Here is a 21469-nt window from a genome sequence, read left to right as displayed (position 1 = left end):
GGGCTCGCGGCGGCCGGCCCGGCCGTGTCGCGGTGGTCCGGGTGTCCGCGGACATGCGAAAAGGCCCCCACGGTCGCTCGCATGCCTTGATGCATGTGAGCGGCCGTGGAGGCCGTGGGTCGAGCGCGCCGGACGGCTGCGGTCTGATCGCCTGAGTCTGATCGTCGGCGTCGCAGGGGCGGCGCGCTCGGATGCGGGACTGCGTCCGAGCTCAGGCTCCGTCGAACGCCTGCTGGAGCGCGGCGAGGCTCATCTTGCCCTGAGTGCTCATCATCGCCTTCGCGGCCTGGGCCGCCTTCGCCCGGTCCGGGGAGCCGAGCATGTCCGCGAGCGCGGCCGGGACGACCTGCCAGGACACGCCGAACCTGTCCTTGAGCCAGCCGGCCCGGCCCTCCTCGCCGCCCGCCGTCAGCGCGTCCCAGTAGTGGTCCACCTCGGCTTGGTCGGCGCACGGGATCTGCAGCGAGATCGCCTGGGTGAAGTCGAGGGGCGGGCCGTTGAGCGCGACGAAGCTCCGGCCGTTCAGGGTGAACTCCACGCTCACGACCGCTCCCTCGGGCCCGGGGCCGGCCGCGGTGAAGTGGTTGACCCGGCCGATGGAGGAGTCCTTGAAGATTCCGGTGTAGTGCTCGGCCGCCTCCTGGGCATTGCCGCTGAAGAACATGCAGGTGATCAGGTCGGTACCGGACATTGGCTCGTCCTCCTCGCCTGGCGCTTTGACGTGACCGTTCAAATGATTCTTGCGCCTGCCGGGCCCTGGTCAACTCCCCTGTTCGGCCAAAACCAGATCTTTACCTCGCCGTGACCCTCTCTCCCGGCATTTAGTGCAATGTTTCGACGCGGTCGGCGAATACAGCGCGAACCATTTACCGGAATGGACCTCGGTGGATCGTTCCAATGCGCTTGCCGCCAAAGCCCCCGGAACTCTCCCGCGTGCGCGGGGGGAACCGGGGGCCGGCGTGTTCAGCCGCCGAACATCTTCGCCATGCGAGCCATCATTTCGTCGGGCGCGACGTCCTCGACATGGGACGCGATGGTCCAGCCGTGGCCGAACGGGTCGACGACGTGACCGTCGCGGTCGCCGTAGAACTGGTCCTCTGGGGGCCGCACGAGCTCGGCGCCGAGCTTCACCGCCTTGTCGACGACCGCGTCGACGTCCTCGACGTAGATGAACAGGAAGGTGGGCGAGCCGTCGAGCCCGCCGGGAGGCGGCGCCTTGGTGCGGCCGGGCATCTCGTCCTCGACGATGAGGACCGCGTCGCCGACCTCGATCTCCGCGTGGGCGATCGTCCCGTTGGGCCCGGGGTAGGACATGCGCTGCGTCGCCCCGAACACTTCCGTGTAGAACTCGATGGCCTTGGCCGCGCCGTTGACGACGAGGGCCGGAGTAATTCTGCGATATGACTCGGGAATCGGCTTCACTGCACCCGCCATGATCACTCCTCCTTGTCGGCTCCCGCACGTTCGAACCGTGCAGCGGCAACAGAAACCAGGTAATTCAGCCAGCTCGCACGCTAACACTCGCTATCGCGAGCGTCAACGGATGAACACCTCCGGATAAATTGCCGGCCGCGCCACTTTCCGGCCGGTCCAGAATCGCATGCCGTTTCGGCATTTCTCATGCGGCGCGGGCCTCACGGGCCGAGCGGGGAGGTCACTTCTGGCGGTAGGCGACCTCGATGGCGACGCGCGCCAGTTCGTCCCGCCAGCCCGGGCTGAGCGGGGCCTCCGCGATCGCGGACCGGGCCTGCTCCACCAGGTGGTCGATGCGGCGCTCGACCTCGCCGCGCACGCCCATGTCGGTGATGAGGCGGCCGAGTTCGGCGCCGTCCCCGTTCTGGTCGGCGAGCAGCCGGGAGACGCGGTCGTCGCGCTGGACCGCCAGGGCGACGAGCAGGGTCATCCGCTGCTGGGCGAAGTCCAGGCCGGTCGGCTTGCCGGAGACGGAGCTGTCGCCGAAGGCGTCGATCAGGTCGTCGCGCAGCTGGAACGCCTCGCCCAGCGCTGCGCCGTACTGCTCGAACGGGGCCGCGAGGTCCAGCCGCCCGGCGATGGCGGCGCCGAGCGCCAGCGGGCGGTGGATCGTGTACCGCGCGGACTTGCATATCGCCGTCCAGCGGGAGAGCTCGGGGTCCGCGACCCGCTCGGCCGCCACCCTTATGTCCAGGTACTGGCCGATGACGACCTCGGTGCAGACGTCGTGCCACACCTCCCGGGCGGCCGGGGACAGCGCGCCGACCAGGCGGTGGGCGTAGACGTGCGCGAGGTCCCCGGCCAGGCTCGCCACGCCCTCGCCGTACCGGCGCGGCTCGCCGGCCCAGCCGGCGGCGCGGTGCTCCGCGGCGTGCCGCTCGTGGGCGGTCGGCTCGTCGCGGCGCAGGGGCGAGTCGTCCAGCACGTCGTCGTGGAGCAGTGCGTACGCGTGCAGGATCTCCAGTGCGGCGGCCGCGTCCACCGCGAGCTGCTCCCGCGCCGGATCGCCGCCCGCGGCCAGGAAGCCGTTCAGGCAGAACGCGGGCCGCAGCCGCTTCCCGCCGGCGGACACCAGGGCGTCGACCGCCTCGACCGGCACCGCCGCGCGCGGGTCCACCGCGGACCAGCGGGACTTCTCCGCGGTGAGCAGGCCGCTCAGCCGGTCCTCGACCCGGCTCAGCAGGGCGCCGCGGGCCTCGGCGGGCGTGGTGGTGGTCTGATCGGTGGCTCCCATGCCACGACCTCCTCTTCCCGAAGAATCTGTCCGCATAAGCGGTGCGGGCCAGGAACGCCGTCGGCGTTCCTGGCCCGCAGGGTGTGTCTGGACGGTCTTACAGCACGGTCTAAAGCACCAGGCCGCGGTTCAGTACCGCCAGGGCCCGGTCGATCAGATCGAGCAGGTCGCCCTCCTCGCTGTGGTCGCCCCAGAGCACCTGGTGGAAGGCGCCCGTCATGGCGCCCACGACGACGCGGAGTTCGAGGTCGTCCGCCGGGCGGCCGGTCCGCTCGGCGAGCGCCGCGCACGCGGCGTCGACCATCCGGTACTGGGCCTCGTACATGAAGGCCCGCACCGTCGGCACCGTCCGCACCAGCTCCCGCCGCCACCGGTACTCGGCGCCGTAGTCCCCGTAGACGTGGTGCACCATCCCGGTCAGGGTCTCCCGGAGTGCGACCAGCGGCGGCTCGTCCGCGGGGCGGGAGCGGAGCAGGTCGATGCCGGACGCGGCGAACTCGTCCGTCAGGACGATGTGCTCCTTGGTGGGGAAGTACCGGAAGACGGTGCTCGGGGAGACCTCGGCCTCCGCGGCGATCTGCTCGATGGTGGTGTGCTCGTACCCCTGCTCCTCGATCAGCCGGCGGGCCGCCTCACGGATGCTCCGGCGGGTGCGCAGTTTCTTGCGTTCGCGCAGGCCGAGATCGGCTTCGACGGCCGCGATCGTCGGCACGGTCGGCTTGCTGGGCATGGACGAGAGCCTACAGTTCATTCTCGGGCGCCAGCGGCAGAGCCGGGCTGGGCCTCGACGGTCCGGTCATCCTTCTCCTCCTCCGGGTCGTCCGGCAGGACGAAGGCGCCGAGGACGGCCATGGCGAGCGCGGCGATGCCGCTGACCAGCAGGACCAGCCCCATGCCGTCGATGAAGGCCGACTCGGCGGACTGCGCCAGCTGCGGCATGTTGAGCTGTCCGGCGACCGCCTGCGCGGCCACCACGGACTCCCCGGCCGCGTCGGCCGCCTCCGCCGGCAGCCCCGCCGTGTCGATCCGGTCCTTGAAGATCACGTTGAGCAGGCTGCCCAGGAGCGCGACGCCGATGGCGCCGCCGACCTGGCGCAGGGTGGTGAGGAGGCCGGTGCCGATGCCCTCCCGGCCCTTGGGCAGCGCGGCGAGGGCCTTGTCCATGGCCGGCATCATGGCGAAGCTGACGCCCAGGCCGGTGATGACCATCCACAGCGCGGTGAACCCGTAGCCGGTGTCGGCGTCCGTGGTGCTGCCGAGGAGCATCGCGAGGCCCAGGGTGGCCATGCCGCCCACCACCACCGGCCGGGAGCCGAAGCGGGTCACCAGCGGCGGCACGGCGCGCGCCACGACGATCATGCCGACCAGGAGCGGCAGCAGGCGCAGCCCGGTGTCGAAGGCGTCGTAGCGCAGGACGGCCTGCAGGTACAGCGGCAGGACGAACACCAGGCCCATCATCACGAACATCGCCAGCGCGGCGATGGCGGTGTTCCACCGGTAGGCGGGGTTCTCCAGCAGTTCCAGGTCGAGCATGGGCCGGGTCTCGCGGCGGGCGCGCAGGACGAGGCCGATCAGCATCAGCACGCCGGCGACCAGCGCGACGACGATGACGGGGTCGCCCCCTCCCTCGACGGGCGCCTCGATGAGGCCGTAGACCAGGGCGGCGAGGCCGAGCACGCCGAGCGCCGTGCTGATCAGGTCGATCTTGGGCGCCGACGGGTCGCGGGTCTCGGGGATCAGCGTGAGGCAGGCGATGATGCCGACGGCCACGAACGGGATGTTGATGACGAAGACCGAGCCCCAGTAGAAGTTGTCGAGGAGCCAGCCGCTGACCAGCGGTCCGAACGGCAGGCCGACCGACATCCCGACGGTGAGCGCCGCGACCGCCTTGGTCTGGTCCTCCCCCCGGAAGAGGGTCGGGATGACCGACAGCGCGAGCGGCATGATCAGCGCCGCGCCCAGGCCCATGATCGTGCGGGCGGTGATGACCCCCTCCGGGGTCGACACGAGCGCTCCCAGGATCGAGCCGCCCATGAAGACGGCGAGGCCGGCGACGAGCAGCCTGCGCCGTCCGAAGCGGTCACCGAGCAGCCCGGCGGGGAGCATGAAGGCCGCGAAGACCAGGGCGTACGAGTCGACGATCCACTGCAGCTCGCCCGTGCTGGCGCCGATGTCGGCGGCCATGGTGGGCAGCGCCACGTTCATGATCGTCAGGTCGAGTCCGAGGACGATGACGCTGATGATCAGACCGACTAGTGCTAGCCAGTTGTTTTTGGAAGCCATACTCAAATGATAGTTGATCCCAACTTCTGCGCCTAGGGTTCGCGGCGCACCCATGCCGGGGCTTTACCGTCACCGGGCCGGGCGACGGGCCGCGGCCCGCAGGGGAGGCGCGGCGGCGGGCCGGGGGCGGTGCCCGCCGCCGCGCCGGAGAGGGTCAGTCCTCGACGTCCCCGCTGATGTGCCGCTGCACGAACTCGTGGGCCCGGTCGCCGAACTGGGCACCGAACGGGAGCGACCTCTCGACCGTCTCCCTGAAGTGCACGCCGGCCCACACCCGGCTGTCGGCGTAGTCCCGCTCGTAGTCGGTCCAGGTGGCGTAGTGGAGCTGGAGGTCCTCGGCGGGGACGGCCCCCGGCTCCGTCAGCGCCGACCCGGCCTCGTAGGGCCAGGTCCAGTCGAGGACGTCGTCGCCGAGGAAGCGCCGTGCCGCCTGCGCCTGGGCCGCGCAGATCGTCGCGAAGCCCGCCGGGTACTCGGGGTGGTCGCCCGGGGGCAGGTAGCCGGTCCACTCGCGTGCGGGGAGGTCGTCGACCGTCCCGACGCCGGGCCCGCCCCAGCCCGTCACCTTGGCGTCGCCGTACACGTGCCGGACCGCGCTGAACGGCCGCACGGAGTCGTACCGGTGGATCTGGTGCCAGGCGGCGATCATGTCGTCGAAGCGCGCCAGCGACGTCGTCATGAACAGCTGCGCCCAGCCGTCCAGGTCGAGGTCGTGGGCCAGCGCCGCGGCGCGCGGCGCCAGGGTGATGGCCGCTCCGGTGTGGTCGAAGAACTCCGCCTTCACCTTCTGCTCGTCGGTGAGGCCGGCCGACGCCGCGAGGACCTCGTCCACCGAGCGCTTGTAGCGCTCGGCGTCGGTGTGGTCGGTGTGGTCCGGCGGGGCCAACTCGAACCGCCCCGGGTCGTCGTAGGTGAACGGCTTGACCAGCCGCACCTGCGGCGTGATGAACTGCTGGGCCACGAAGATGCCCTTGTCGCCGGGCCCGTCGCCGACGCGGCGGCGGTGCCGGTGGATCGCCGGCTGCCACCGCGAGGGGTCGGCCAGTTCGCGGGGCGTGTTCACGGGCTCGTAGCCGGTGTAGTCCTCGAAGGGCTCGCCGTGGTACGTGCGGCCCACGTCGCCGAGGTGGTTCATGCCGTCCTTGGCGCGGGCCCTGATGACGGCCTTCCCCGCGATGTTCCCGATGCCGACCGGGGTGGCCGGGTCCTCCGACTCGTCGTCCGGGTCAAGGCCGAACAGGGCCAGCGCCTGCCCCATGACCAGCGCCCGCTCCGGGTACACGGTCTGCAGCACCCGGTACCCGGCGTACAGGCCGGCGATGTTCTTGTTCCGGTTGGTCGCGGACTCGCTCGCGGGACGGCGTTCGATCCGGGAGCAGATGCCGACGGCGGTCGGGTGGTAGGGCGCCAGCGCGTCGAACCACGACATCATGAACATGTGCGTGATCCAGATGTAGAGGGGCGCGTCCGTGGGGCCGATCGCGTCCTCGGAGGGGAACCTGCCGTCCGCGTTGGTCGTGATCAGGTCCTTGATGAAGTTGCCGTTGTCGAAGTCGTATTCGAACTGCGGCGGCGCCGGCTCCGGCGCGGGGGCGGGCTCGGCGGCCTCGTCCACGGCGGCGTGTTCTTCGGCGGAGGCAAGAGATTGGTCGGACGTCGTCATCCAAGTGCCCTTTCCTAGTCCTTGTTCTTCGCGATGAGGGCCTTCAGCTGCGGCGACACCTGGTAGTAGTAGCCCAGGTTGAAATGGCCCCCCTGGGCCGACCACTTCGGGACCGAAATGCTCACCCGGTCGTCGTCGTAGGCGTACGGAGCGCCGGTCATGAATGCCTCGATCTTCGGATCCAGCCGGGCCTGGATCTCCGACAGGTCCAGGTTCTGCCGCGGCTGGGGCGCGAAGGAGATCCGCAGCACGTCCGCGGAGTCCCAGCCGAGGGTGATGTAGATCCGGTACGCCTTTCGGGCGAGTTCCAGCATCTGCTCGTCCGGTTCCGGCATTCCGCAGTCGTGCAGCAGCGAGAGGACGACCTTCGATTCGAGATCGCCCGCGACCTCGGCACCGAGCTGGAAGTACAGGTTCATCGTCTTGCGCTTGTAGTCGATCCCGACCAGCGCGACGTCGGCCAGGTCGTAGCGGGCGAAGAGGTCCGCGTTCTCGGCGACGGCGCGCGGCATGGACGGGATGCCGGCGAGGTCCGCGACCTTCTGCGGGGAACCGGGGAAGCTCGGGTAGAGCTTCTGGAAACCGCCGACGGCCCCGTAGTCGGCGAAGTACTCGCTGACGGGAATACGCGCCTTGATGTCCGAGAGCAGCGCGCCGACCGGATGGTCCGTCTTCGCCACGAGTCCGTGCGACAGCGTGTGGGCGTAGGGGTCGTCGATCTCCTCGGGCAGCTGGACGGTGTAGTCGAACTCCTGGCTGCCGGTCGACACGCTGAAAATGATCGCGACCTCGCTGATCGCGTCCCCGTACGAGGCGAGGATCGGCAATACCCTGTCACGCGAGCAGGGCACGTCCAGCATTCGAGCCGACTGCTCGATGGCCGAGTACACCTTTTCCATCCCGGCGGCTCCGGACATCGGTCCTCCAAGTCTCAGTCTTATGCGGCGGTGGCCTTTTCGGATATGAGAACGGGGCCTTCCGGCGCCGGCCCGGTTCTCGCAACCGCCGGGCTGCCGGAAGGCCCCGTTCGCAGGCGGACCCTTTTCCCATGGAGGAGCGGGCGGGTCGGCCGGCCTACGCGCCGGCCGCCCTTGCCCGCTCATTCATCGCGTCAGCTCTTGACCTGACCCTTGATGTGCCGCTGCACGAAGTCGTTGGCCAGGTCGCCGAACTGGTCGCCGAACGGCCTGGACCGGTCGATGGTCTCCTGGAAGTGCACCCCCGCCCACACCCGGCTGTCGCCGCACACCTTGGTGAAGTCGGTCCAGGTGGGGAAGTGCAACTCGACGTCCTTGCCCGGGACGAGCCCCGGTTCCGTCCTCGTCTCCCCCTTCTTCACGGTGAACTTCCAGTCCAGCGTGTCCTCGCCGAAGTAGAGCCGGGCCGCCTGCGCCGAGGCGGCGCACACCGTGGTGGAGGCCGAGGGGTATTCGGGGTGGTCCCCCGTGGGCAGGTAGCTGCTCCACTCCTCGGCGGGGAGGTCGTTGACCGTCCCCTTGCCGGGGCCTCCCCACGCCGTCAGCCGGCGCCTGCCGTACACGTAGCGGACCGCGCTGATCGGCCGGACCGCGTCGTACTTGATCTTGTGGTGCCAGACCGCGATCGTCGTCTCGAACGTCGCGAGCGTGTGCACGAGCTGGAAGAAGGCCCACCCGGGGATGCCCTGCTCCCCGTTCTGGTCGTGCTTGTTGAGGAGGTGGACCGCCGAGTGCCCGATTCCCCAGCGCTTGTTGTCCATGACCTCCGCGATCACCTTCTGCTCGTCGGTGAGCCCGGCCGACGCGTCGATGATCCCGTCCACCAGGCGCCGGAACCGGCGGCGGTCGCGGTGGTCGATGAAGTCGGGGCGGGAGATCTTGAACTGCGTCGGGTCCTTGAAGGTGAGCGCCCTGACCCGCCGGACCTGCGGGGTGACCACGTGCTGCGCGACGTAGATGCCGATGTCACCCGGCCCGCCGCCGACGCGGCGCCCGTTGTGCGGACCGAGCTGCGGCTGCCAGCGCGAGGGATGGGTCAGCTCGTAGGGGGTGTTCACCGGGACGTAGCCGGTGTAGTCGCCCCACGGCCTGGGGTTGTAGCGGCGGCCGCCCTCGTAGCCGAGGAAGTTCATGCCGTCCTGCTTGTGCGCGTTCCAGGCGGCCTTGCCGACGACGTTGCCGATGCCGACGGGGCTGGTGGTGTCCTCCGACTGGTCGTCGGGGTCGAGCCCGAGGGCCGTCATGAACTGCCGGACGGCGGGCCTCGACTCCCCGAATACCCCCTGCCAGACCCGCCACCCGGCGTACAGGCCGGCGATGTTCATGTTCCGGTTGGTGGCGGACTCGCCGGCGGGACGCCGCTTGATCTTGGCGTAGATGCCGACCGCGGTCTCGTGGTACGGCGCCGCCGCGTCGAACGCGGCGATGGCCGTGATGCGGTTCAGCCACAGGAACGTGGTGATGTCCATGGCACCGAAGACGTCCTGGTTGATCGACTCCCCGGCGGTGTCGTCACTGGGCCCCAGGAACTTCAGGTAGTTGTCGGTGTCCAGGTCGAAGTCGATCGAGGGCTCGTCCTCGCGCTTCCCGGCATGGGCGGTGCCGGTCTGCCCGAGGCCCAGCGCCGCGGTCGAGGCGACGCCGAGGCCGCCGAACAGCAGCAGCCTGCGGCTCGGGAGGAGACCTGAAGCGGGCGGGAGGTTGGACGTCGTCATGGGGGTGTCCCTGTCCTTTGCAGAGGATTTCTTGCGGATGTGGGGCGGGGTGGCCGGGCCCGGGGCCGTCGCACATGGACGATCCGGGCCCGGTGGTCGCGTCGGCGGCGACGCCGCTCGCCGAGGCCGGGAGCCGGGGTGGGAGAGCGTCAGGTCGTCGGGTAGCCGCCGAAGCGCCGTTCCCGGCCCCGGAGGTCCTTGAGCGCCCGGTCGAAGTCGGCCCGCGTCATGTTCGGGAACAGGACGGGCGAGAAGTGGAGCTCCGCGTACGGCGACATCAGCGGGAAGAAGGAGGACATGCGGATCGCGCCGCCGGTCCGGATGACGAAGTCGACCGGCTTCGTGACGTACGCGCTCTCCGTCAGGATCTCCTCGGTCATCACCGGGATCTTGCCGTTGTACCGGTTGAAGATCCCGATCACCTCGCGGGTCAGGGACATCCCGAGGATGTAGTGGAGCGTGAAACCCGAGTCCTTGTCCGACTTGTCGCGGAGCTCCTCCAGTTCCGTGAGGTACTCCTCGGGGACGAGGTCCAGCGACCCGGAGAAGTCGAAGTTGCAGTCGCCGTGGCAGCGGCGCGCCACGTCGTTGAAGGCGACCAGGAACGTGGTCACCGCGGCCTCGGGGCGGCTGAAGTTCGCCGCGGACGAGGTCGTGATGTAGAGCGTCGTGATGCCGTCCTCTTTGGCCCAGCCGATGAAGTCGATGAGCTTGTCCGCCATCGCCGTGTAGCCGTCGTCGAGGGAGACGCCCTGCTCCTGGGACCAGCGGCGCATTCCGTCCGGCAGCAGCATCAAGTTGGTCACTGTTCTCGCCTCTCTGTCATCTTGTGCGGGGTCTCACCGTGGGAAGGGCGGCCCGCCGCCGGCTCGGCGGCCGGGACCTGGATCGGACCCGCGACCACGCCGGTGGCACCGGAGTCGGGGTGGAGGAGAACTGCACGCGAAAGAGCACCCGTCACCGGTGGGTGTCGCCATGGGCGTGGTGACGGGTGCTCTCCGCGTCGGGTGGAACAGGCGAGCCGTCGCCGGGTGCCGTCAGCCCGCGTCGGGGGCGAGCATCTGCACCATCTGGGGCGGCATCTGGTACCACGACTGGAGCTTGTAGTACTCGCCTCTCGGCGCCGCCGTGACGCCGTAGATCCCCTTGCGCGTGGCGGGACCGTAGGTGTACGGGACGTCCTTGGCGAACTTCTCGATCTTCGGATCCACCTCGACGCCGGCGGGGAACGCGTCCAGGTCGCGGACCACCACGGCGAAGGTGATCCGCTCGATCTTCGAGGAGTCCCAGCTCAGCGTGGTGTAGTAGCCGGTCGCCTGCTGGGCGAGCGTGAGCATCTGCTCGCTCGGCTCGGCCAGCCCGTGCTCGCGCATCATCGACCGGACGGCGTCCGGCTCGCGCATCTCGGGGGGCGATCCGAGGAAGTAGATGTTCAGCGTCCTGCTCGGGTAGTCGATGCCGATCAGGCTCGTCTTGCCGTCCAGGCCATTGCGCGTGAAGAACTCCAGGTTCTCGGACAGGCTGCGCGGCATGGACGGGAGGTCGGCGAGCTCCGTCACCTTCTGCAGGTTGTTCAGGGGGAAGAACGTCCAGGTCTTCTTGAAGCCGTCGACGACGCCGAAGTCGACGCCGTGGTAGTCGAGCGGGAAGCGGTCCTGGATGTCGGAGAGCAGGTCGCCGACGGGGTGGTCGGTCTTCTCGGTGAGGCCGTTCGCCAGCGCGAGGGCGTAGGGGTGGAGGTCGGGGGCGAGCGACGCGATGCGGAAGTCGAGGCCCGCGGAGTTGGTCGCCACCCGGTAGGCCATCTGGGCGTGCGGGGGCAGGGCGTCCGCGTACGCGGTCAGGATGGGCCAGACCGCGTCCCGCGAGCAGGGCTCGTCCAGCAGTCCGGCGGCCTTCTCGATGTCGGAGTAAAGAGCTTCCAGCTCGGCTGTGCCGGCCATTGCGCCTCCCGCGTCGGTCTTGATTTTTTCGTGTGGGACGGAACAGGTCGAACGCCGGTGGCACAGGGGTCACCGACGGGAAATGGGCGTGCCAGGAAAAGATGCGGCGTTGCGGATATCAATTACCGCGTGCCGGGTCGGGAGAAAGGGCGCCACCCTCAGCTGGGGCGGCGGGCCGCCAAAGACGGCGGAACGGGGAGCCTGCTCCGGTGATGGGCCCGTCAGAAGGCAAAATCCGGAGCTACCACCCTAGATATATGTTCTTCGCCACAGGTTGTCAAGGCTCCCAGGCGGAGCCACTCCATGCCTGGTCGGACGATATGTGTCGCCTTCCGCAGGCCGCAGACCTCGGCGTTCTCGGCTCGTGGGGTCGCGCGATCACAGGCGCGGGCCAGCCACCGGACGCCCTACTCATATGATCACTGGGCGCGTCGGCCGATTAGTTGGACAGACCGTTAACAGGGCCGGTTCCAGCCAGGAGATAATGGCCTCGCTCACGCCCCGTGGTCGAACGCCACGAGGGTGAACGGGTAGAGCGGTGAAATGGGAGCTTGCATCTGGCATTGGCCGGCACCTGGGCAAACCCTAAAGACGCCACCATAGATATAGGTTCTTCGCTGCGGGATGTCAAGGCCCCCACTGCCGCCGACTCCAGCTGATCACGTCGGCATTTCCGCTGTACACAGACGTTCATGGCCTGGCGACCCGTGCCGCACGACGGCATCGATCCGGTCGGCCGGCAGGGCGCTCCGCACGCGGACCTCAGGGCGCGGGGCCGAGGGCGCAGCGTGATGGCGCGGCGCAGCGCGTGCCCCACGCCGGGCGGAGGCGTGAAAGCCGTGGGGCCGCTCGCCACGGAGGGTGACGGCGAGGAGAGAGCCTCTCCCCCACGCCGGCCGGGTGGCGAGTACCGGGAATCAAGGGACAGAATTCAGCGCCCTCGACCAATGGCTTCGACTCTTCCCAGTGTCAGATCATGGTTCGGCCGGTTGCCGGGAACAGCGAAAAGAACCGACCTGAACAACGTCGCTATATAACGTGTTCTTCCATTTGATCACCGAGGGGCCATCGGCCGCCAACACGGCCATGCGGGTATGTACGCCAGCGGCGTTCGCTGTAATTTGGGACTCCTCGGCCGACAGAGCGCGCGGCGCTTCTCCTGGGAAGAAGCCGTTCCCAATCGATGAGATCGAGCGGCCGGCGAGCCGTGGTGGCGGGGTGACCGGAATGACCGCAGGCGCCGAGGGCCCGCGACGCGGCCTGTCCTGCCGCCAGGGGCCCGGAAGAGCCCCGCGGAGTACTTCTGGGCTCTGGTGAGGCCGAGGAGGGCCCCTGGGACATGCTGTGCCGCCCCTCGACCGGACGGCAGGGGCGGAGGCGACGCCTCTACCGGTGACCGTGACCGTCGTCAAGTGCGCGGCCAGGCAGTCGATTCGCGATCAGGGTGCGCACCGCCGCGCGGGCGGAGGCGGCAGGGCGTTCCGCCGGCGGGCGCCACACCGTCCTCACCGAGGGAGATCACCCGCTTGGCCCAGGGGCGAACCCCGGCTCCGCCCGGCCTCGGGGCCCACCCGCCCGTCGCTCATCTCAGCATTCGAGAAGGTGTCGCCCTCCGCGTTACGGATGCCCCAAACTCGCGATTGGGCCGAGCGGCCGGCCGGCGCAATAAGCTCGACCTATGACGTTTCGTGATCACGATATAACGCAGAATAACACGTTGACATTTCAACCTGGTCCCTATCCCGGGTAACCACCGACCCGATCACCCGGTGCGGCGGCTGACCGCGGCACCGTACCCGACGTGCGCGAATTTCCCCTGTTCAGCGGGCAGTAGCGCTAATTCTCTTGGTGTTTTCTCGCGTGGCAGTTGACGTAGATGACTGTTTTGAAGAGTATGCAGAGAGCATGGCAGGAGTACGCGCACACCACCCGGCCCGCAGCGGACAAGGCTTTTACGGGGAGAACATGAAGGGACGCATACTGTGTCAAGCTGGATCGTGCCAAAAACAGAGCGGGAATATTGACAAGAAGGCACGAAGGGCCGGGGACGGCCGGTTCGTGTGCTCGGTATGCCTGGACCGTCTCGTGGGGGACATCCGGAACCTGCCCACGCTCTACGACGACTGCGTGAACCAGACGGGCCAGGGGACCATGCGCATGATCCGCACCGGTCCCCGGAAGAGCACCACCGCCGACCCGATGAGCGCCGCGGCCACCGAGATACGGACCGCGATTCGCAAAGTCCTCGCGTCCTGGGCCAGCCTCGTCGCCGACGAACGCCGGCTCCAGCGCCCCCCGCGGGACATCCGCGCGCTCGCGCAATTCCTCTGCCGGCACGCCGAGTGGCTCGCCGCCCACCCCGCCGCGGCGGAGATCGTGGACGAGATCGGGGATCTCACGCGCGCCGCGCGGAAGACCGCCTATTCGAAAGGCGGCGGCAGGGTGCCGGTCGGCTCCTGTCCCACCTGCAGCGGCGAGCTCGTCGCCCACATGCGCCGGCGTGAGGACGCGCTTCCCGCCGAGATCGTCTGCACCACCTATCCCGACCACCGGTGGCCCGCCACCCGATGGGCCACGCTCGCCCGCCAGATCCAGGGACGCTGACCGGAGGACGGCTCCCTGACCGACCGCAGCGGCTTTTCACCTGCGAGGACCCGCTGGTGAAAGCCGTTGCGGCCCCGCACCCGCGCGACCCGGCACGCCGCGCCGCCTCGCCACCGCCCTTTTCTCACGCCGACGGCCCGGCTCCCCGCCGTCATCTCCTGGTGATCACCGGCCCGCTTCCCGCCCCCCGGGGCGTCCGGCCGGGACGTGCCGCGGCATCGGCGCTGAGCGTCCATCGCGAATGATCACCTCGGCCGGCCAGTGAGCGCCGGCGTCCGGTCCGGGACGGGAATGTCGATACGGCTCCCCTTCGCATCCGCTCGTCATTGAGGTCGCCCCGTTCCCGGACCATGCGTGCGATCGGCACGTCCCGCGACGCGATTCGCCGTTCGCGTTTCCGGTCTGCTGATCGAACTCCACGTGCGCTGCGGTGACCCCTCGGCTCCAAGGGGTCACCGAGCTCCAGTAGAAGGTCACCACAGGGAGGAACATGCTGAATCGCGAGATCCACAAGGTCGGCTTGACGGTTGATGACATAGCCGCCATCTGGCGCATTCCCAAGGGCACGGTCTACCGCTACGCCCATCAATCACAGTGGCGCCGCTACACCCTCAACCGTCGCGTCTACTACCACCCGGACGACGTCATGGACACGTTCGACCCCCCGGCCCAGGGCTCGTAATCGTGTACTGACCTGCCATAATGCGCACCGCCGGATCGCCCGCCGAGACCAGGGGCGAGTTTTCACCGAGCGGGTGCGCGTACTCGCACCCGGTCCCGGGTCCGGACGACCCGGGACCGGTACGCGAAAGCCCCCGGCAGCCGACGTGCCACGCCGTCCTGCCGGGGGCGAACTCCGGGGCGCGGACGGCGCTTCCCGCGATACAACCGAACGATATTCGGAATGCTCCCGCTCTCGACCGCTCGACGGCCGGTTTCCAGATCACCGCGCCCCGGAGCGCGCTAGCCCGCAACGGGGACGGTGATGACCTCCGGCTTCCCGGCGGCCGCCGCGTCGCCGTCGCCCGCCTCCTCGGCCAGCCGCATCGCCTCGTCGATGAGCGTCTCGACGATCTTCGATTCGGGCACGGTCGCGATGACCTTGCCCTTGACGAAGATCTGCCCCTTGCCGTTCCCCGACGCGACGCCCAGGTCGGCCTCGCGGGCCTCGCCGGGACCGTTGACGACGCAGCCCATCACCGCGACCCGCAGCGGCACCTCCAGCCCGTCCAGACCGGCGGTGACCTCGTCGGCGAGCTTGTACACGTCCACCTGGGCCCGGCCGCAGGAGGGGCACGAGACGATCTCCAGGCCGCGTTCGCGCAGGCCGAGCGACTCCAGGATCGCGATCCCGACCTTGACCTCCTCCACCGGCGGCGCCGACAGCGACACCCGGATCGTGTCGCCGATGCCCTCCGCCAGCAGGGCGCCGAACGCCACCGACGACTTCACCGTGCCCTGGAACTGCGGTCCCGCCTCCGTCACCCCGAGGTGCAGCGGGTAGTCGCACGCCGCGGCCAGCTTCCGGTACGCCGAGACCATCACCACCGGGTCGTGGTGCTTCACGGAGATCTTCAGATCGCCGAACCCGTGCTCCTCGAACAGCGAGCACTCCCACAGCGCCGACTCCACGAGCGCGTCGGCCGTGGCGCTGCCGTGCTTGGCCAGCAGCCGCTTGTCCAGCGATCCCGCGTTCACGCCGATCCGGATCGGGACGCGCGCGGCGGCCGCGGCCTTCGCGATCTCCGCGACCTTGTCGTCGAACGCCTTGATGTTGCCCGGGTTCACCCGGACGGCCGCGCACCCGGCGTCGATCGCCGCGAACACGTACTTCGGCTGGAAGTGGATGTCGGCGATCACCGGGATCTGCGACTTGCGGGCGATCGCCGGCAGGGCCTCGGCGTCGTCGGCCGACGGCACCGCCACCCGCACGATCTGGCATCCGGACGCCGTCAGCTCCGCGATCTGCTGCAGGGTCGCGTTCACGTCGGCCGTCACCGTGGTGGTCATCGACTGGACGCTCACCGGCGCCGCGCCGCCCACCTGGACGGCGCGGCCGTCGTTCCCCAGCGTCAGCGGCCTGCTCTTCCGCCGCGGGCTGAGCGCCGGTGCCACCTTGGGCATACCGAGATCGACCATGTCCGATCATCCTCTCTGTTCGGTCACCGGGCTCCGGACCGCCGCCGGGCGCGTGGCCCGGGCGGCGGTCCGGGCCGCGTGCGGACGGCCGCCGGGGTCGCCGGCGGTCATCGCGGGCTCGTCTCCGCGCCCGTTCGCGCGGAGACGCACAGGTCGGCGTGGTGGTCCCGCACGGTCCGGGCGATCTGCTCGCCGGACAGGCCCATGTCGGCCAGGAGCCCGTTGCGGTCGCCGTGCTCGATGAAGGCGCGGGGAAGCCCGAGGTTGCGGACGGGGGTCCGCACCCCCGCGTCGGCGCACGCCTGGCCGACGCACGCCCCCACCCCGCCGGTGCGGCTGCAGTCCTCGACGGTGACGACGAGCTGGTGCCTGGCCGCGAGGCCGGTCAGCGCCGGATTGACCGGGATGACCCAGCGGGGATCGACGACGGTGATCCCGATGCCCTGGTCCTCCAGGACGTCGGCGGCCTGGAGGCACGCCTCGGCGAGCACCCCGGTGGAGACGATGAGGACGTCGAGGGAGAGCCCGCGGCTGCGGCGCAGCACGTCCATCCCGTCCACGCGGACGACGGCGTCGATGTCCGGGCCGGCGGTGGCCTTCGGGAAGCGCAGGACGGTCGGCCCGTCGGTGACCTCGACCGCTTCGCGGAGGGTCTCGCGGAGCCGGGCGGGGTCGCGGGGCGCGGCGACCCGCAGGCCGGGGACCACACCGAGGATCGACATGTCCCACATGCCGTGGTGGCTGGCGCCGTCCGGCCCGGTGATCCCGGCCCGGTCCAGCACGAACGTCACCGGCAGGCGGTGCAGGGCGACGTCCATCACGACCTGGTCGAAGGCCCGGTTGAGGAACGTGGAGTAGACCGCGACGACCGGATGCAGCCCGCCGAGGGCGAGCCCGGCCGCCGAACCGGCGGCGTGCTGCTCGGCTATGCCGACGTCGTACGCCCGGTCGGGGAACCGCTCCGCGAACGCGGCCAGCCCGGTCGGTCCGGGCATGGCGGCGGTGATGGCGACGACCTCGTCGTGGTCCTCGCCCACCGCGCACAGCTCGTCGGCGAACACCTTCGTCCAGGAGGTGCCGGACGACTCGGGCGCCAGCCCGGTCTCCGGGTCGATCTTGCCGATGCCGTGCATGTGGTCGGCCTGGTCGTTCTCGGCGGGCGCGTATCCCCGGCCCTTGCTGCTGACGACGTGCACGACCACGGGACGGCGCATGGCGCGGGCCACGTCGAAGGCCCGCTCGCAGGCGGACACGTCGTGGCCGTCGACCGGGCCGATGTAGCCGAAGCCCATGTTGGTGAACAGGTTGTCCTCCACCATGTGGCCGTCGCGGGTGTAGACGTCCAGCCACGTGTCGGACGAGGTGCGCAGGTCGTGCAGGTGCCGGCCGAGCCCGCCGATGGTCGGGGCGTACGAGCGGCCGTTGTCGTTGAGCACGACGATCACCGGCCGGTCAGGGGCGCCGGCCAGGTTGTTGAGCCCCTCCCACGCCATCCCGCCGGTGAGCGCGCCATCGCCGATCACGGCGACCACGGACCGGTCGGTGCGCCCGCGCCGCTGGTTGGCCTTGGCCAGGCCGTCGGCGTAGGCGAGCGCGGTCGAGGCGTGCGAGTTCTCCACCAGGTCGTGCGCCGATTCGGCCTGCGACGGGTAGCCCGACAGGCCGCCCCGCCGGCGGAGCCCGTCGAAGCCGTCCAGCCGGCCGGTGAGCAGCTTGTGCACGTACGACTGGTGCCCGGTGTCGAAGACGATCTTGTCGCGGGGTGAGTTGAACACCCGGTGCAGCGCGAGCGTCAGCTCCACGACGCCCAGGTTGGGGCCAAGGTGCCCACCGGTGCGGGCCACCGCCCGCACCAGGAACCCGCGGATCTCCTCCGCCAGCGCGGGCATCTCCTCCGCGGGCAGTTCGCGCAGGTCGGCGGGGTCACGTATGCCTTCCAGCAATGCCATTGGTGTCCTTTCCTCGTGCCGCGTCGTTGCGGCCGCGGACGTGCGGGCCCGCTACGCGGTCTCCGCCGTGGCCGGGTGGTCCAGTTCGCGCGGCAGGGCGAAGTGCATCCGCTCCGTCACCGGCTCGATCTCCTGGACCTCGTCGTATCCCCGTGCGCCCAGCCAGGCCAGCACGTCCTGGACGAGCTCGTCGGGGACGGAGGCGCCGCTGGTCAGCCCGACGGTCGTCACGCCGTCGAGCCATGACTCGTCGATGTCCTCGGCGTAGTCCACGAGGTGCGCGGCGGCGCCGCGCTCCCGCGCGACCTCGACCAGGCGGACGGAGTTGGAGGAGTTCGCCGAGCCGACGACGATGACGAGCTCCGAGCCCGCGGCGATCTCCTTCACCGCGACCTGGCGGTTCTGGGTGGCGTAGCAGATGTCGTCCGACGGCGGGTCCAGCAGGTTCGGGAACCTGCGGCGCAGGGCCGCGGCCGTGGCGAGGGTCTCGTCCACCGACAGCGTGGTCTGCGACAGCCACACCACGCGGTCGGGGTCGCGGACCTGCACGTTCTTCACGTCGTCCGGGCCGTCGACCAGGTGGATGTGGTCCGGCGCCTCGCCCAGGGTGCCGATGACCTCCTCGTGGCCCTCGTGCCCGATCAGCAGGATGTCGTAGTCGGCTTCGGCGAACCGGACCGCCTCCCGGTGGACCTTGGTGACCAGCGGGCAGGTGGCGTCGATCGTCGTGAGCTTCTGCGCCTTGGCCTCCGCGTGCACCGACGGCGCCACCCCGTGCGCGGAGAAGACGACGGTGGCGCCTTCCGGCACCTCCTCGGTCTCCTCGACGAAGATGACGCCCCGCTCTTCGAGGGACTTCACGACGAAGGCGTTGTGGACGATCTGCTTGCGCACGTAGATGGGCGGCCCGTACTTCTCCAGGCAGACCTCGACGGTCCGCACGGCCCGGTCCACCCCGGCGCAGGAGCTGCGCGGCTTCGCGAGCAGGACTCGGCGTTGCGAATGCGTCATGATTCCTCTCAGGTGGCTGCTTCGTATTACTGGAGGGAGGACGTCAGCTCGTCGAGCTGGGCTCGTTCCATCTCCGCGGGGGCGTCCACGGTCCAGCGGCCCACCGCCATCTCCGCGGTGATCCCGGGGCCGAAGCCCGCGATCACGCCGGTGTCGCCCGGGGTCACCCGGTCCTCGTCGAACAGCCTGCGCAGCGCGTCGAGCACGACCGCGCTGGCGATGTTGCCGTACTCGGTCAGCGTCGCCCAGCTGAAGCGGAACATGTCGCGGTCGACGTCGAGGAACTTGGCGAGGTCGTCGAGGATCCGCGGGCCGCCGGCGTGGATGATGTAGAAGCCGAGGTTCTGGACGTCCCAGCCGTGGCTCGCGGCCAGCTCGCGCAGCACCGGGGCCAGCGGCTCCATCGTCCCGGGCACCCGGCGGTCCAGCTGGAAGTGGAAGCCGGTCTCCCGGACGGCGTAGGAGATCCAGTCCTCGGTGCCGGGAATGAGGTACGACGAGTTGCGCTCCAGGGCGACGCCGACACCCCCGTTGCCCCGCACAACGGCGGCGCCGACCGCGTCACCGAACAGACCGTCGGACAGGAGCGCGCCGACGTTGTCGTCGCCGGGCTGGTAGCACAGCGAACACAGCTCGCACGAGACGATCAGGACGTTGCTCTCGGGGTGGGCGGTGCAGAACTCCTGCGCGCGGTTGATCGCCGCGCCGCCCGCCGCGCAGCCCAGCTGGGCGATGGGAATCTGCCGGGTGTCGTACCGGAAACCCATGCTGTTGATCAGCCAGGCGGTGAGCGACGGCATCATGAAGCCCGTGCACGACACGTAGATGATGGCGTCGATGTCGCGCACCGTCACCGCAGCGTTGGCCAGCGCCTCCTCGATGACCTCGGGGCATCTCTTCTTGGACTCGGACTCGTAGAGCCGGTTCCGTTCCTCGAAACCCGGGTGGAGGAGCGCCTCCTCGATGGGCTGGACGATGTGCCGCTTCCGCACTCCGGTGTTCTGGATCAGGCGGAGCGCCAAGGGGAGCTGCGGTTTTCCCGCGTGGACCTTTTCGGCGAACTCCAGAGTGTCCTCCATGGTGACGACGTACTCCGGCACACGGATCGACGGCTTGCACAGCGTTGGCATGTATCGGGTCCACTTTCTTCAGAGGCCACGTTGCAGTCCATTCGGGCGGCGGCGGGATCGGCCGTGCCGCCTCGATTGGCGTCCGAGGAGATGAGGGCCGGCCCGGGCGCGCGGGCGTCCGCGTCCGGCGCGCGGACGTCCGGCGGAGGGCGGCCGGGACCGGCACGGCGCCCCGCGGAGCGCGGGACGCCGTGTCTCCGGATCTCAGGGGCCGCCCCCGGGTTACGGCCGGCCGGTGTTCACGCGGTCTTGACCGCGGAGAGGACGGCCGGCACCGGGATGACGTCCTGCGGCAGTTCCGCGGGGTCCTTGGTGACCGTCCTCGTCACCTCGAACCCGCATTCCTCCAGCCAGCTCCGGTAGGTGGAGAGCTTCTGCGGCCCGCCCTGGCCCATGGTGCAGCCGATGAAGAAGGCCGGGAAGAAGTCGACGTTGTGGTTGTCGGTCTCCGTGACGTCCTCCGGATACACGGGGACCAGGATGTTGACCTGCCCGCCCACCGGCAGCGACTTGTGGACGCCGTTGAGGATCTGGATGACGGCGTCCCGGTCGAACATGTCCAGGAAGTGCTTGATGAGGACGACGTCGAAGCCCTCGGGGATCCCGTCGAAGACGTTGCCGCCGATGAACGAGCAGTGCTCCGCCACGCCGTGGGCCCGGAAGTTCTCCAGGCACTCGCTCTCCTTCTCCGGAAGGTCGAAGGTCGTGACCCGCATCCCGGGGACGTGCTTCATCTGGAAGGTGTGCACGGCCCCCAGCCCGGTGTTCCCGGCCAGGTCGAGCACCTGTGCGCCGGACGGCATGTCGATGTTGCCGAAGAACCAGGGGTCGATGTTGGCGGTGACGGTGTCCATCAGCTTCGCCCACGCCTCGCGCAGGTCCCGATGCTCGGCCACCGCGTCGTACAGCGTTCCCTCGGCCCCGTAGAGCTCCTTCAGGCCGACGAGCGTGCCGGTCCGCGCGCTCTCGGTCAGGTTGAACAGCTGCCTGAGCGCGACCACCTTGATCATGTTCATGTAGGCGAGCGCGCGCTTCAGATCCCGTTCCGGGACGGCACCGAGCGCGTCGAGGGAGTAGCCGCGGCCTTCCTCGGTGGCCCCGCCGTACCCGACGAAGCCCTCCTTGACCAGCAGGAACAGGAGCTGTTCCACGGCGTCCGGCTTCACGCCGACCGCGTCGCCGAGCTCCGCGGCGGTCATGCCGGGCCGCTCCCGCAGCGCGTCGATGATGCCGAGTTCGAAACAGGACAGCAGCGTCATGAACCGCGTCGGTCCCACCATGTATTCGCGGAATCGCGCGAGCGTGGCTTCCGGTGTCATTGCACTGGCCCTTTCGAGTCGGTCTTCCC

Annotated in this window: 17 protein-coding genes; 2 read left to right on the top strand and 15 right to left on the bottom strand. The window is 69.7% G+C overall.

What is annotated here, in order from left to right; translation table 11 throughout:
* Positions 1 to 211: 211 nt before the first annotated feature.
* The 10 genes from E1266_RS07120 to E1266_RS07075 form a co-directional block, all read right to left on the bottom strand.
* The gene (locus E1266_RS07120) at positions 212 to 691 is read right to left on the bottom strand and encodes a VOC family protein (protein WP_132044998.1); all 480 of its coding nucleotides are present in this window, start codon (positions 689 to 691) and stop codon (positions 212 to 214) included.
* 272 nt (positions 692 to 963) lie between these two features.
* A complete protein-coding gene (locus tag E1266_RS07115) occupies positions 964 to 1434 on the bottom strand; it encodes a VOC family protein (RefSeq protein WP_132044996.1) in 471 nt (156 codons plus the stop codon).
* 220 nt (positions 1435 to 1654) lie between these two features.
* Positions 1655 to 2707 carry a polyprenyl synthetase family protein gene (locus E1266_RS07110; RefSeq protein WP_132044994.1) on the bottom strand — a complete coding sequence of 351 codons (1053 nt, stop codon included), beginning with the start codon at positions 2705 to 2707 and terminating at the stop codon, positions 1655 to 1657.
* 109 nt (positions 2708 to 2816) lie between these two features.
* Positions 2817 to 3437: a TetR/AcrR family transcriptional regulator gene (locus E1266_RS07105; RefSeq protein WP_132044992.1), complete on the bottom strand. Its 621-nt coding sequence runs from the start codon at positions 3435 to 3437 to the stop codon at positions 2817 to 2819.
* Positions 3438 to 3454: 17 nt separating this feature from the next.
* Positions 3455 to 4990, bottom strand: coding sequence for an MFS transporter (locus tag E1266_RS07100; RefSeq protein ID WP_132044990.1), 1536 nt, complete (start codon positions 4988 to 4990; stop codon positions 3455 to 3457).
* Positions 4991 to 5144: 154 nt separating this feature from the next.
* The gene (locus E1266_RS07095; protein WP_207945474.1) at positions 5145 to 6653 is read right to left on the bottom strand and encodes a DUF6851 domain-containing protein; all 1509 of its coding nucleotides are present in this window, start codon (positions 6651 to 6653) and stop codon (positions 5145 to 5147) included.
* Positions 6654 to 6667: 14 nt separating this feature from the next.
* Entirely contained in the window at positions 6668 to 7570 is a 903-nt protein-coding gene (locus E1266_RS07090; protein ID WP_165965965.1) for an aromatic prenyltransferase, read from the bottom strand.
* Between the two features lie 194 nt (positions 7571 to 7764).
* Entirely contained in the window at positions 7765 to 9345 is a 1581-nt protein-coding gene (locus E1266_RS07085; RefSeq protein WP_207945473.1) for a DUF6851 domain-containing protein, read from the bottom strand.
* 149 nt (positions 9346 to 9494) lie between these two features.
* On the bottom strand, positions 9495 to 10151 hold the full coding sequence (locus tag E1266_RS07080) for an undecaprenyl diphosphate synthase family protein (protein WP_132044986.1): 657 nt from the start codon (positions 10149 to 10151) through the stop codon (positions 9495 to 9497).
* Positions 10152 to 10382: 231 nt separating this feature from the next.
* On the bottom strand, positions 10383 to 11288 hold the full coding sequence (locus tag E1266_RS07075; protein ID WP_132044984.1) for an aromatic prenyltransferase: 906 nt from the start codon (positions 11286 to 11288) through the stop codon (positions 10383 to 10385).
* A 2085-nt stretch (positions 11289 to 13373) separates the two neighbouring features.
* Here E1266_RS07075 and E1266_RS07070 point away from each other — a divergent pair.
* Positions 13374 to 13892, top strand: coding sequence for a hypothetical protein (locus E1266_RS07070; protein ID WP_207945472.1), 519 nt, complete (start codon positions 13374 to 13376; stop codon positions 13890 to 13892).
* A gap of 520 nt (positions 13893 to 14412) precedes the next feature.
* On the top strand, positions 14413 to 14574 hold the full coding sequence (locus E1266_RS07065; RefSeq protein WP_207945471.1) for a helix-turn-helix domain-containing protein: 162 nt from the start codon (positions 14413 to 14415) through the stop codon (positions 14572 to 14574).
* Between the two features lie 281 nt (positions 14575 to 14855).
* Here E1266_RS07065 and ispG read toward each other — a convergent pair whose 3' ends face one another.
* The 5 genes from ispG to E1266_RS07040 form a co-directional block, all read right to left on the bottom strand.
* On the bottom strand, positions 14856 to 16031 hold the full coding sequence (gene ispG, locus E1266_RS07060; RefSeq protein WP_207945470.1) for a flavodoxin-dependent (E)-4-hydroxy-3-methylbut-2-enyl-diphosphate synthase: 1176 nt from the start codon (positions 16029 to 16031) through the stop codon (positions 14856 to 14858).
* 107 nt (positions 16032 to 16138) lie between these two features.
* Positions 16139 to 17980 (bottom strand): 1-deoxy-D-xylulose-5-phosphate synthase, encoded by a 1842-nt coding sequence (locus E1266_RS07055; RefSeq protein WP_132044980.1) that lies wholly within the window; start codon positions 17978 to 17980, stop codon positions 16139 to 16141.
* 51 nt (positions 17981 to 18031) lie between these two features.
* Complete coding sequence (locus E1266_RS07050) at positions 18032 to 18994, bottom strand: 4-hydroxy-3-methylbut-2-enyl diphosphate reductase (RefSeq protein WP_207945476.1); 963 nt, start codon at positions 18992 to 18994, stop codon at positions 18032 to 18034.
* Positions 18995 to 19017: 23 nt separating this feature from the next.
* Complete coding sequence (locus tag E1266_RS07045) at positions 19018 to 20121, bottom strand: type III polyketide synthase (RefSeq protein ID WP_207945469.1); 1104 nt, start codon at positions 20119 to 20121, stop codon at positions 19018 to 19020.
* A gap of 239 nt (positions 20122 to 20360) precedes the next feature.
* A complete protein-coding gene (locus E1266_RS07040) occupies positions 20361 to 21401 on the bottom strand; it encodes a methyltransferase (RefSeq protein ID WP_132045022.1) in 1041 nt (346 codons plus the stop codon).
* Between the last annotated feature and the right edge of the window lie 68 nt (positions 21402 to 21469).

The sequence above is a fragment of the Actinomadura sp. 7K534 genome (genome assembly GCF_004348575.1).
GTDB lineage: Bacteria > Actinomycetota > Actinomycetes > Streptosporangiales > Streptosporangiaceae > Spirillospora > Spirillospora livida.
The sequence above is the reverse complement of the archived record's forward strand: the minus strand, read 5'-3'. Positions and strand labels throughout refer to the sequence as shown.

Excerpts from the sequence above, each read along its gene's own strand:
- E1266_RS07120 (WP_132044998.1), bottom strand. The coding sequence starts at position 691 with ATGTCCGGTACCGACCTGATCACCTGCATGTTCTTCAGCGGCAATGCC.
- E1266_RS07115 (WP_132044996.1), bottom strand. The coding sequence starts at position 1,434 with ATGGCGGGTGCAGTGAAGCCGATTCCCGAGTCATATCGCAGAATTACT.
- E1266_RS07110 (WP_132044994.1), bottom strand. The coding sequence starts at position 2,707 with ATGGGAGCCACCGATCAGACCACCACCACGCCCGCCGAGGCCCGCGGC.
- E1266_RS07105 (WP_132044992.1), bottom strand. The coding sequence starts at position 3,437 with ATGCCCAGCAAGCCGACCGTGCCGACGATCGCGGCCGTCGAAGCCGAT.
- E1266_RS07100 (WP_132044990.1), bottom strand. The coding sequence starts at position 4,990 with ATGGCTTCCAAAAACAACTGGCTAGCACTAGTCGGTCTGATCATCAGC.
- E1266_RS07095 (WP_207945474.1), bottom strand. The coding sequence starts at position 6,653 with ATGACGACGTCCGACCAATCTCTTGCCTCCGCCGAAGAACACGCCGCC.
- E1266_RS07090 (WP_165965965.1), bottom strand. The coding sequence starts at position 7,570 with ATGTCCGGAGCCGCCGGGATGGAAAAGGTGTACTCGGCCATCGAGCAG.
- E1266_RS07085 (WP_207945473.1), bottom strand. The coding sequence starts at position 9,345 with ATGACGACGTCCAACCTCCCGCCCGCTTCAGGTCTCCTCCCGAGCCGC.
- E1266_RS07075 (WP_132044984.1), bottom strand. The coding sequence starts at position 11,288 with ATGGCCGGCACAGCCGAGCTGGAAGCTCTTTACTCCGACATCGAGAAG.
- ispG (WP_207945470.1), bottom strand. The coding sequence starts at position 16,031 with ATGGTCGATCTCGGTATGCCCAAGGTGGCACCGGCGCTCAGCCCGCGG.
- E1266_RS07055 (WP_132044980.1), bottom strand. The coding sequence starts at position 17,980 with ATGGCATTGCTGGAAGGCATACGTGACCCCGCCGACCTGCGCGAACTG.
- E1266_RS07045 (WP_207945469.1), bottom strand. The coding sequence starts at position 20,121 with ATGCCAACGCTGTGCAAGCCGTCGATCCGTGTGCCGGAGTACGTCGTC.
- E1266_RS07040 (WP_132045022.1), bottom strand. The coding sequence starts at position 21,401 with ATGGTGGGACCGACGCGGTTCATGACGCTGCTGTCCTGTTTCGAACTC.